Origin of the sequence: Actinocrispum wychmicini, from assembly GCF_004345645.1 — a bacterium.
Classification (GTDB): Bacteria; Actinomycetota; Actinomycetes; order Mycobacteriales; family Pseudonocardiaceae; genus Kibdelosporangium; species Kibdelosporangium wychmicini.
Map to the genome: position 1 here is coordinate 499453 of NZ_SLWS01000005.1, position 11373 is coordinate 510825.

The 11373-nt window shown below is 69.5% G+C and carries 10 protein-coding genes and 1 riboswitch; of the genes, 7 read left to right on the top strand and 3 right to left on the bottom strand.

Features of this window, described 5'->3' with window-relative positions; genetic code table 11:
• Window positions 1-24: 24 nt before the first annotated feature.
• Window positions 25-1065: a ribosome small subunit-dependent GTPase A gene (gene rsgA, locus EV192_RS24305; protein WP_207926212.1), complete on the top strand. Its 1041-nt coding sequence runs from the start codon at window positions 25-27 to the stop codon at window positions 1063-1065.
• 44 nt (window positions 1066-1109) lie between these two features.
• Here the strand turns inward: rsgA and EV192_RS24310 are convergent, their stop codons facing one another.
• The 3 genes from EV192_RS24310 to EV192_RS24320 form a co-directional block, all read right to left on the bottom strand.
• A complete protein-coding gene (locus EV192_RS24310) occupies window positions 1110-1835 on the bottom strand; it encodes an ABC transporter permease (RefSeq protein WP_243727038.1) in 726 nt (241 codons plus the stop codon).
• Entirely contained in the window at window positions 1828-2811 is a 984-nt protein-coding gene (locus EV192_RS24315; RefSeq protein WP_132119127.1) for an ATP-binding cassette domain-containing protein, read from the bottom strand. Before EV192_RS24315 ends, EV192_RS24310 begins: the two co-directional genes overlap by 8 nt.
• Window positions 2812-2889: 78 nt before the next feature.
• Window positions 2890-3495 carry a PadR family transcriptional regulator gene (locus EV192_RS24320; RefSeq protein WP_132119129.1) on the bottom strand — a complete coding sequence of 202 codons (606 nt, stop codon included), beginning with the start codon at window positions 3493-3495 and terminating at the stop codon, window positions 2890-2892.
• 11 nt (window positions 3496-3506) lie between these two features.
• Between EV192_RS24320 and EV192_RS24325 the strand changes: the two genes are divergently transcribed.
• From EV192_RS24325 to EV192_RS24350, 6 genes are all read left to right on the top strand, one after another.
• Window positions 3507-4358: a TatD family hydrolase gene (locus EV192_RS24325; RefSeq protein ID WP_132119131.1), complete on the top strand. Its 852-nt coding sequence runs from the start codon at window positions 3507-3509 to the stop codon at window positions 4356-4358.
• A 344-nt stretch (window positions 4359-4702) separates the two neighbouring features.
• Window positions 4703-6175, top strand: a complete 1473-nt coding sequence (locus EV192_RS56870) for a resuscitation-promoting factor (protein ID WP_279494031.1) — start codon at window positions 4703-4705, stop codon at window positions 6173-6175.
• Between the two features lie 105 nt (window positions 6176-6280).
• On the top strand, window positions 6281-7132 hold the full coding sequence (gene rsmA, locus EV192_RS24335) for a 16S rRNA (adenine(1518)-N(6)/adenine(1519)-N(6))-dimethyltransferase RsmA (RefSeq protein WP_243727039.1): 852 nt from the start codon (window positions 6281-6283) through the stop codon (window positions 7130-7132).
• A 98-nt stretch (window positions 7133-7230) separates the two neighbouring features.
• Window positions 7231-7320, top strand: a riboswitch (SAM riboswitch).
• Window positions 7321-7513: 193 nt separating this feature from the next.
• A complete protein-coding gene (locus tag EV192_RS24340; RefSeq protein WP_132119133.1) occupies window positions 7514-8527 on the top strand; it encodes a methionine ABC transporter ATP-binding protein in 1014 nt (337 codons plus the stop codon).
• A gap of 26 nt (window positions 8528-8553) precedes the next feature.
• The gene (locus EV192_RS24345) at window positions 8554-9543 is read left to right on the top strand and encodes a 4-(cytidine 5'-diphospho)-2-C-methyl-D-erythritol kinase (RefSeq protein ID WP_207926213.1); all 990 of its coding nucleotides are present in this window, start codon (window positions 8554-8556) and stop codon (window positions 9541-9543) included.
• Window positions 9544-9586: 43 nt separating this feature from the next.
• Window positions 9587-11344 carry an ABC-F family ATP-binding cassette domain-containing protein gene (locus EV192_RS24350; RefSeq protein ID WP_132119137.1) on the top strand — a complete coding sequence of 586 codons (1758 nt, stop codon included), beginning with the start codon at window positions 9587-9589 and terminating at the stop codon, window positions 11342-11344.
• Window positions 11345-11373 lie beyond the last annotated feature (29 nt).

Sequence of the window (11373 nt, forward strand, 5' to 3'; positions counted from 1 at the left end):
CCTCTCTCGAAGGGTTCACCTCCGTTGACTTCGCTTGACCTGAAGACGCTCGGCTGGGACGAGTACTTCGCCGCCGCGCTGCCGGCCGGGTCGGTACCGGGCCGGGTCGCCCGCGTCCACTCCAGTGGCGTGGAGGTCCTCGTGGACGGCCATGAGGAACACATCGAATACACCTCGCGAGTGGAGTTGCCGTGCGTCGGCGACTGGGTCGCGCTGCGCGAGGGGGAGCTGGTCGACGTGCTCCCGCGTCGGACCGCACTGGTCCGTGGCGGGGTCGCCGAGGACTCGCTCGGCCAGACCCTGGCGTCCAATGTGGACGTCATTTTCGTGGTCGAGCCGACCTCGTTGGCGGGCCGGCGGGGCGGGCCGAACCTCGGCCGGATCGAGCGGCTGCTGGCGCTGGCGTGGGAGAGCGGCGCCACCCCGGTCGTCCTGCTCACCAAGTCCGACCTGGTCGGCGACCAGATCGGCGAGATCCTGTCGAACGTCATGGCCGCGGCGCCCGGGGTCGACGTCCACCCGGTCTGCTCGGTGACGGGCGACGGCGTCGACATCGTCGCCGGGTACCTCGGGGTCGGCCGGACAGCGGTTCTCGTCGGCCCGTCCGGCGCCGGCAAGTCCACATTGGTCAACGCCTTGGCGGGCAGTGACGTGATGGAGACCCAACAGGTCCGCGCTTCGGACGGCCGCGGCCGGCACACGACCGTGCACCGCGAGCTGCTCGTGCTCCCACGCGGCGGTCTGATCATCGACACGCCTGGCCTGCGCCGGGTGTCGTTGGCCACCGGCGGCGAAGGCCTGCAGGACGTCTTCACCGACATCGAGGATCTGGCTCAACAGTGCCGTTTCGACGACTGCGCGCATTCCGGCGAGCCCGGATGCGCGGTGGTCGAGGCGGTCGAGACGGGGGAACTGCCGCAGCGGCGCCTGGACAGCTGGTTCAAGCTGCGGCGCGAAGCCGAGTGGATCGCCAGCCGCACCGACTGGCGGCTGCGCCAGGAACGGGCCCGGCAGTGGAAGGCGATCGGCAAGGAGATGCGCCGCATCAACCGAAGCCGACCTTGACGCCGAGGTGGGTGGTCGCCCGGCGACCACCCACACCCCCGGTTTCAGGCGTTGACTCGGCGGAAGCTGTTGGTTCCCCACAGCACGCACAGGCCGGCGAGCACCACGACGATCACGCCGCCGACGATCACCGAACTGGACGCGAAGTCGCCGTTCACCACGGCCCGGACAGCGTCGGCGACGTGGCTGAACGGGTTGATCCGCGACACCACGTACAACCAGTGCGGCCCACGGTCCATCGGCTGCAGCACGCCCGACAGCAGCATCAACGGCATCACCGTGGACGCCAGCACGGGCGCGAACGCGTACTCCTGCTTGAGTTTCAACGCCAACGTGTACGACACCGAGCCGAGCGCGACACCCATCACGGCCGCGTAGACCAACGCCAGCACGACGTCCGCGACCGACGCGCGGAAGCCGAAGATCGTCGACAGGCCCATCAGCAGCGCGCACTGCGCGACCAGGACCACGACGTCCCGCAGCACCCGGCCGAGCAGCAGAGCCGCCCGGCTCACCGGCGTCACCCGCAGCCGTTCCAACGCGCCCGACCGGATCTCGGGGATCAGCCCGAAACCCGCGTACGCCGTGCCGAACAGGCCCATCTGGATGACCAGGCCGGGGACGAACCACTGCCACGACCCGCTCGACTCCAGCAACGGACCGAACAGCACCAGCCACAGCAGCGGCTGCACGATGCCGAAGACGATCACGCTCGGGTTGTGCAGGGTTGGCCGCATCGTCCGGATGAACACCAGCCAGATGTCACGCACGGAAACCTCCGAAGAACGGCGTCGCGGCCTCGGCCTCGCGCAGGGTCCGGCCGGTCAGGGTGAGGAACACGTCGTCCAGCGAGGGCCGCTGGACCTGGACTGACCGCGGTTGCACCCCGGCGTTGTCGAGTTCCCGCAGCAGGGGCATCAGTGCCGTGTCGCCCTTCGGGACGCGGAACCGGACGGTCTGGCCGGTGACCTGGAGTTCCTGGGAGCCTTCGAGTTTCGACGCGACGTCGGACGTGACCGCCGTGTCCGCTGGGTGCTCGACGGTCAGCGTGACGAGGTCGCCTGCCACGCGCGCCTTGAGTTCGTCGGGTGTGCCCTCGGCGACGATCCTGCCGTTGTCGATCACCAGGATCCGGTCGCACAACGCGTCGGCTTCGTCAAGGTAGTGCGTGGTAAGGAAGATCGTGCTGCCGGCGGTCCGCAGCGCCCGGATGTGCTCCCACAGGTTGCTGCGGCTCTGCGGGTCGAGACCGGTGGACGGCTCGTCCAGGAACAGCAGTTCCGGGTCGTGCAGGACGCCCATGGCGATGTCCAGCCGGCGCTGCTGGCCGCCGGAGAGCCGGCCGGCCAGGCGGTCCGCGACCCCAGTCAGGTCCAGCCGGTCGAGCAGCGCGTCCGCGCGACGCTTCGAGTCCGCTTTGGACAGTCGGTAGAACTGGCCCTGTAACACCAGTTCGTCGAGCACTTTCTGGTCGCTGCCGGCGCCGTGGCCCTGTGCCACGTAACCGATCCGCTTGCGCACGCCGGTGGGATCGGCGCGCAGGTCGCAGCCGGCCACCACGGCCTCGCCGGCGGTGGGGCGCAGCAGCGTGGTGAGCATGCGCAGGGTGGTGGTCTTGCCCGCGCCGTTGGGGCCGAGGAAGCCGACGAGCTCCTCGCGTTCGACGTCGATGTCCACCCCCTGGACCGCGTCGATCGCTCGGCCGCGGACCTTGAACTGGCGCGCGAGACCGCGTGCCTTGATCACGGAAGTCCTCCAGTTTGCTAGTCAAGTTTGACTAGCGGGAGGATGGCACACGTCGGCCCGGTGGTCAAGTTTGACTAGTTAGCGCCGCGGAGGCATGCCGAACGAGTGCGGGCTGTCGTCGGCGAACTCGTACTCGCCGGCCTCCACCCGGGCGAGCAGGTCCCGCAGCCACTCCAGGACGCCGACCGCGGCCGCGTTCCAGTACCGGAACATCTCTCTGATGTGGACGGGCTTGCCCGGCTCGCCGGGCTGCGCCGCGATGGTGTTGTCCATCAGGAACTGGGTGGTGGACATCTGCCCCTCGGTCTGCCGGATCCGCGCCTTGAGCAGGTACGCGAGGGTCGACCGGTCCAGCGCGGTGATGAACGGCAGGGCCGCGTTGAACATCGTCTCGCCGCTGTCCACCTCGCCGAGGCCCTTGCTGAGCAGGTAGAAGAACTCGCCGTCGCCCTGCGGGGTGATCCGGTACACGACCCGGTCCGGGCCCAGGTCGCTTTCCTCGGTGTGCCCGGCTGCCAGCAGCTCCTCGCTGGTCAGCTTCTTCAGCGCGTGGTAGATCGACCCCTGCTTGACGTTCGCCCAGCGGTCGGCCGCCCACAGCAGCAGGTCCTGTCGTACCTGGTAGCCGTGGGCCTCGCCACGCATTCGGACCACGCCGAGAACAAGCAGTCGAGTCGCCGACACACTATTAGGCTATGACGCCTCGTAAAGGTGAGCGCCCACCGCTGCCTGAGCCTCTCCCCGCGCCGGTGATCGACGCGCACACGCACTTGGACGCGTGCGGCGCCAAGGACGCTGCGGACGTCGCCGCCATGGTCGACCGCGCCGCGTCGGTCGGAGTCGAACGGGTCATCACCGTCGCCGACGACCTGTCCGCCGCGCGCTGGGCCGCGGCGGCGGCCACATGGGACTCCAGGGTGTTCGCGGCTGTCGCCGTGCACCCGACGCGTACTTCGGCCTTCAGCGACGACGACAAGGCCGTTATCGAGGAACTGGTGCGGCAGCCGCGTGTGGTGGCGGTCGGCGAGACCGGGCTCGACTTCTACTGGGACTACTCACCGCCGGCGGCGCAGGAGGAGGCGTTCCGTTGGCACATCGACCTGGCCAAACGGGTCGGCAAGCCGCTGATGATCCACGACCGCGACGCGCACGAGGACATCATGCGCGTGTTGCATTCGGAAGGTCCGCCCGAACGGGTGGTTTTCCACTGTTTCTCGGGCGACGCCGACTTCGCACGGCGATGTGTGGACGCCGGGTTCGTCCTGTCCTTCGCCGGCGCCGTGACGTTCCGGAACGCCCGGGAACTGCGGGCCGCCGCCCAGGTCGTGCCAGTGGATCAGCTGCTTGTGGAGACCGACGCGCCCTTCCTCACACCGCACCCGTTCCGGGGTCGGCCGAACGAGCCCTACTGCGTCGCGTACACCCTGCGGGACCTGGCCGAACTCCGTGGAATGGATGTGGGTGACCTGGCTTCGGCCGTTCGGGATACCGCGATCCGGCTGTTCCGACTACCCACGATGACATCCCACGATTCAGTGGGTGAATGACTGGACCGAACGGGTGACTGATTACGTCTCCAGACGTGTGGTGCAAGTCACAACATGTGCGGAGGTGTTTGCGCAACCTCCTGGGACCCGTTACGGTCCCGTGACCGTACCCGGTGGTGTCAGGCCGGGTGCGACCCGCAGTCAGAGCCAGCGTGCGTCGGGGCCGGGACATTCCCGGAAAACGTTCGGTGGTGGCTAAGGGAGTCGGACTGAGAACGCCGGGGCGCGGAACCCTCCGCGCAGGACGTAGATGAAGGAGCAACGCCAGGCCCGTAGGTGCTCGACCAGATCAAGCAACTGCGCGCCCACCGTGAGGCTTGCGCCCTTCTGGAGGAACGACCCTAGTGACTGATAGCGAGAAACAGAGCCGGAACGGCTTCGACGAGGACACCGACTGGTTCACCCCGGTGAAGCAGCCGACCACGGCCACCGCGACGCTCGATCGTCCCGCAGACCACTGGCGTACCGAGTTCCCTGAGTACACGGACTTCTCGGACGAGCTGTCGGTCGTTCCGCAGGACATCTACGCGGCGCTCGGCCCGCAGGCCGACGAGCTGATGGCCTCCGTCGACGTGGACGTCGACGAGCTGATCCGGCTGATCAACGCCGAGACCACGCTGCTTCCGCCCATTCTCGACGTGCCGGACACGCTCGCCGAGGAGAAGCCCACCCAGGACAAGCCTGAGGGCCTCATCGCCGCGGTCCGGAAGTGGAAGCGCACCTTCCTTCGGGCCAGCATCGCCGCGGTGCTCGTCACGCTGACCGGCGGCGGTGCCGCCGCGATCGCGATGAACAAGTCCGTCACGATCGATGTGGACGGTGTCGAGCACAACGTCCACACGTACGGCGGAACCGTCGGCGCGGTGCTTGAGGACGAGGGCATCACGGCCGGCGAGCACGACTCGCTGAGCCCGTCGCCGGGCGCGAAGATCGGCGACGGCGGCAAGATCGTGATCGAGCACGGCAAGCTGCTGAAGTACACAGTGGACGGTCAGGCCAAGGAGGCCTGGGTCCGGGCCCGCACCCTCGGCGACGGCCTGCGCCAGGTCGGCGCGCCGATGCAGGGCTCGAAGATCTCCGGCGACCTCAACTCGGCCATCCCCAACCAGGGCATGACCGTCGACGTCCGGACGCTGAAGAACGTCACCGTCTACGACGGCGGCAACGAGGGCCGGGCCATCCAGACCACCGCGACCAACATCGACGAGCTGCTCAAAGAGCTGCAGGTGTCGCTGGGTCCGGACGACGCGGTGACCCCCGGCTCGGACGTGAAGATCGCCAACGGCGCCGAGGTGCGGATCACCCGCAACGGCGTGACGGTCAGCAACGTGACCGAGGACGTGGCGCCGCCGGTGCAGAACGTCAACGACGACACCATGGACAAGGGCACCCAGCAGGTCGTCGACCCCGGCACGCCCGGCCAGAAGATCGTGACCTACCGGATCCAGATGAAGGACGGCAAAGAGGTCAAGCGGGAGAAGCTGGGCGAGAAGGTCACCAAGGACGCGACCCCGCGGATCGTCAAGGTCGGCACGAAGAAGGCGCCCGCCCCGGTGATCTCCGACGGCGAGGTCTGGGACCGCCTGGCCGGCTGTGAGGCCGGCGGCAACTGGGCGATCAACACCGGCAACGGCTACTACGGTGGCCTGCAGTTCGACGCCGGCACGTGGCGGTCGAACGGCGGCACCGCGTACGCGCCGCTGCCCAACCAGGCCACCCGCGAGCAGCAGATCGCGATCGCCACGAAGGTGCGCGACGCCCGCGGCGGCTACAGCGCTTGGCCGGCCTGCTCGAAGAAGCTGGGCCTGCCCCGGTAGTTCTCGGATGTTCACAGCGCCCCGGCCTTCGGTCGGGGCGCTTCGTGTTTCAGTCTGGGTTGGGGATCGCGATCAGGTCGAACCGGCGTGTGGCAGCCTTGGACGGTGAGCAGCGCGTTGTTGGGTCCCGCTGAGGTGCGGCGGTTGGCCGCGGAGTTGGATGTGCGGCCGACCAAGCGGCTGGGGCAGAACTTCGTGCACGACCCCAACACGGTCCGGCGGATCGTCAGCACGGCCGAACTGGCCGACGACGACGTGGTCCTCGAAGTGGGGCCGGGGCTGGGGTCGTTGACCCTGGCCCTGCTGCCCGCGTGCGGACGGGTCGTCGCCGTCGAGATCGACCCGGTGCTGGCCGGGAAGCTGCCGGCGACCGCCGCCGAACGTGCCCCCGAGCTGGCCGGCAAACTCACGGTGGTGACGGCGGACGCGTTGAAGGTGACCGCCGCGGAGGTCGGCGAGCCGACCGCGCTCGTGGCCAACCTGCCGTACAACGTGGCCGTGCCGGTGGTGCTGCACCTGCTGGCCGAGTTGCCGAGCCTGCGCACCGGCCTGGTGATGGTCCAGGCCGAGGTGGCGGACCGGATCGCCGCCGGGCCGGGCAGCAAGGCGTACGGCATACCGAGCGTCAAGGTCGCGTGGTACGCCGACGCACGGCGTTCCGTGACGGTGTCCAGGTCGGTTTTCTGGCCGGTGCCGAACGTCGACTCGGCGCTCGTGCGGTTCGTCCGACGCGAACCGCCTGCGAACGTCGACCGTGAGCGCCTGTTCGCGCTTGTCGACGCGGCCTTCGCGCAGCGGCGGAAGACGTTGCGGGCCGCACTGGGCGGGTGGGCCGGGTCGCCGGCACGGGCCGGGGAGATCCTCACCAGGGCCGGAATCGATCCAGCTCAGCGTGGCGAACAGCTCACCGTCCGCGAGTTTTCTCGCATTCTGGAAGCAGCCGACCACTATCTGTGAAATCGCCGGTGTGATGTTCGTCCGTCGGTGTGATGTGGGCCCTTAATTCCTGGGTCAGACCTTGCATCCGGCCGCCTGAGTCGGTTTGAATGCAAGTGCATCCATCCCGAGCGGCTGAGAGACCTGGCTCCCTGACGCCGCAGCAACCACCTCGCCGAGGCAGGTGCTACCGCCAGGAGCGATGGAGGAATCGTGTTCGCGAGCATGCTCACCCAGCGTCGGGTCATCGACCAGGGCAGGCGAACTGTGACCGCGTGTCGTAGCCACAACGCCTGATTCCCGCACCCGAGAACCCACCATGCTTCCGTCCTAAGAGGACGGTCCCTGTCGGACATCGGCAGTCGCCACCGCGACCGGGCCGTGTGCTGCGCTGGAGTAACCGTGATCACCGTAGAGAATGTCAGCAAATCCTTCTGGAGCCGAACCGGGAACGTCGTCGCACTCGACAACGTGTCCCTCGACGTGACCGCCGGTGCCGCCCTCGGGGTGGTCGGACCGGCCGACTCGGGCAAGTCCACTTTGGCCCGTTGCGTGTCGTTGCAGGAGCGGCCGGACACCGGTGTGGTGCGCCTTGACGGGCTGAACACCGCAACGCTGGACACCCGCAGGCTGCGCGCCACCCGCCGCCAGATCGGTTTCGTCACCGGGGAGACGCAGCTTTTCAAGCAGCGCACCGCCGCGGGCAACATCGCGCTGCCGCTTGAGCAGTCCGGTGTGGACGGTCCGAGCCGGCGGACCCGGGTGGGCCGGCTGCTCGACCTGATCGGCATGACCGACAAGGCCGCCGTGTACCCGGACGACCTCACCGACGGCCAGCGGCGACGGGTGGCCATCGCCCGCGCGCTCGTCGGCGAACCGGCCGTGCTGCTCGCCGACGACCCGACCGCGGACCTGGACACCGACGGCACTGCGGGCGTGCTCGCCGTACTGGACCGGGCCCGCGCCGAACTCGGCGTGACGCTGCTGGTGGCCACCCAGGACAACAGCGTGGTCCGGCGGATCTGCGACGACGTCGCACTGCTCGACGCGGGTCGGCTGGTCGAGCACGGCAACCTGTTCGAACTGCTGCGCTCGCCGGACAGCCGCGCCCTGGACGCGCTGCTGCCGGCGATCGACGGGAACGCCGGACTGCCCGGCTGCGGCCAGGACCGGGTCGCGGACGTCGTGCTCGTCGGGTTCGCCGCGGTCGGCGCGTTGCTGCCGGAGGCCGCCTCACGGTTCGGCGTGCAGGTGTCCGTCCTCGGCGGCGGTCTGACCCGGCTCGGTGAGACGCCGGTGGCGCGGTTCCGGATCGGACTGAAGGGCGAACGGACCGACGGCACGCTGGCCTGGATGGCCGACCGGGGCGCGATCGTGCACCAGCCCCTGGCCGGTCCACAAGGTGTGGCGGCGTAGGACGACACGGCCGGAACGGCAGTCGAATGCGCACACGTAGGCTGCTAGGTGTGCTCGCTGTCGTTCCACCACCGGTCACCGTTCGCGTGCCGTCGAAGGTCAACCTGCACCTCGCCGTCGGCGAGGCCCGGCAGGACGGTTTTCACGAGCTGAGCACGGTGTTCCAGGCCCTGTCGCTGACCGACGAGGTGACCGTGGCGGTCGCCGACGAACCCGGCGTCGAGGTCATCGGGGAAGGCGCCGCCGAGGTGCCGACCGGCCCGAGCAACCTCGCCTGGCAGGCGGTGCAGGCCCTGGCCGAGCACGTCGGCCGGGACCACACCGAGCCGAAGATCCGGGTGGTGATCCGCAAGGGCATCCCGGTCGCCGGCGGCATGGCCGGCGGCAGCGCCGACGCGGCCGCCGTCCTGGTCGGCCTGGCGTCGTTGTGGCGACTGGAAGTCGGCCGGGACGAGCTGGCCGGCGTGGCCTCGAAGCTGGGCAGTGACGTGCCGTTCGTCCTCCAGGGCGGCACCGCGTTGGGCACCGGCCGCGGTGAACGGCTGATCCCGGTGCTGTCCCGGCACCAGTTCCACTGGGTGATCGCGTTCGACCGTCGCGGCCTGTCCACCCCGAAGGTCTTCGAGGAACTGGACCGGCTGCGCGCGGAAGGCGACCCACCGCGCGTCGGAGCGGTCGAGCCGGTGCTGGAGGCCCTGGCGTCCGGCGATCCACGCCAGCTCGCCCTGTTGCTGGGCAACGACCTGCAGTCGGCCGCGATCTCCCTGCGCCCCGGGCTCCGTCGCACGTTGCGTGCCGGCGTGAACGCGGGCGCCCTCGCCGGCACTGTGTCCGGATCCGGGCCGACGTGCGCTTTCCTTTGTACGGACGCCGAAGCCGCCCTGCGCGTGGCCGCGGAGCTGGCCGGCGCCGGAGTGTGCCGGACTGTGCGCGTGGCGCACGGCCCGGTGCCGGGCGCGCGGGTCATCGGCGGCGAGGAAGCGCCCCGGCCGACACCTCCCGAGGTCCACGCCTAGGTAGCCTCTTGGCTGAGGGTTTCGACGGGGAAAGCGCGGGTAGATGGCCAATCTGGTCAATCTGGAAGCAGTGAGCAAGTCCTACGGTGTCCGGCCGTTGCTCGACACGGTGTCGCTCGGCGTCGGCGAGGGCGACCGGATCGGGGTCGTGGGCCTGAACGGCGGTGGGAAGACCACGCTGCTGGAGGTCCTGTCCGGGATCGCGGAACCGGACGACGGCCGGGTCAGTCGCACCCGTGACCTGCGGATGGCCGTGGTCACGCAGCGCACGGAACTGCCCGCCGGCGGCACGGTCCGCAACGCCGTCCTGGATCCGCTGGGATTCCGGGCCGACCACGAGTGGGCCGCGGACCCGCGGGTTCGTGCCGTGCTCGACGGCATCGGGATCACCGCACTCGGTCTGGACGCCCCGGTCGACCGGATGTCCGGCGGCGAACGCCGACGTGTCGCGCTGGCCGCGGCGCTCGTGCAGGAGCTGGACATGGTCGTGTTGGACGAGCCGACCAACCATCTGGACATCGAGGGCGTGCGGTGGCTCGCGGACCATCTGCTCGCCCGGCGTACGGCGCTCGTCGTGGTGACGCACGACCGTTGGTTCCTGGACACCGTGTGCTCCCGGACGTGGGAGGTGCAGAACGGCAAGGTCGAGCAGTACGAGGGCGGTTACGCGGACTGGGTGTTCGCGCGCGCCGAACGGGCCCGCCTGGCCGACACGCTGGAGGAGAAGCGCCGGAACCTAGCGCGCAAGGAACTCGCGTGGCTGCGGCGGGGCGCGCCCGCGCGGACTTCCAAGCCGCAGTACCGGATCGACGCCGCCGAGGCGTTGATCGCGGACGTGCCGCAGCCGCGCGACCGGGTCGAGCTGACCGCGTTCGCCAAACGGCGGCTCGGCAAGACCGTGATCGAGCTTGAGGACGTCAGCCTGGACATCGGCGACCGGTCGTTGCTGGACCACGTGACGTGGCGGCTCGGGCCGGGCGACCGGATCGGCCTGGTCGGCGTGAACGGCTCCGGCAAGACCACGTTGCTGCGCCTGCTCGCCGGCGACCTGGACGCCCGGTCCGGCAAACGGGTTCAGGGACAGACCGTGCGGCTGGGGTACCTCAGCCAGGAACTCGCCGACCTGCCGGGTGACTTGCGCGTCCTCGAAGCCGTCGAGGAGATCGCCCGGCGGGTCACCCTGGGCAAACAGGAACTGTCCGCGTCCCAGCTGGCGGAGAAGTTCGGGTTCCCGCCCAACCGGCAGTGGACCCCGGTCGCGGACCTGTCCGGCGGCGAACGGCGGCGCCTGCAGCTGTCCCGGCTGCTGATGGCCGAGCCGAACGTGTTGCTGCTCGACGAGCCCACCAACGACCTGGACATCGACACGTTGCAGCAACTGGAAGACCTGCTCGACTCGTGGCCGGGCACGCTTGTCGTCGTGTCGCACGACCGGTATCTGGTCGAACGCGTTTGCGACGAGGTGTACGCGCTGTTCGGCGACGGACGGGCCAAACACCTGCCTGGCGGGATCGACGAATACCTGTCCCGTCGAGTCGCCACGGTCGCGCCCGCCCCGGTGAAGGCGCCCAAACCGAAGTCGAGCGCGGCCGACCAGCGGGCGACCGGCAAGGAACTGGCCCGGCTGGAACGCGCGCTGGACAAGTTGACCAAACGTGAGGCCGAGCTGCACACGGCGTTGGCCGAGGCGGCGACCGACCCGGACCGGCTCCTCCAGCTGGACGCGCAGCTCCGCGACCTGCTCAAGGAGAAGGACGAGGTCGAAGAACGCTGGTTGGAGATCGCGGACAGTGCCCAGTAACGACCTTTGTCACTGTCGGGCGGTCAGGA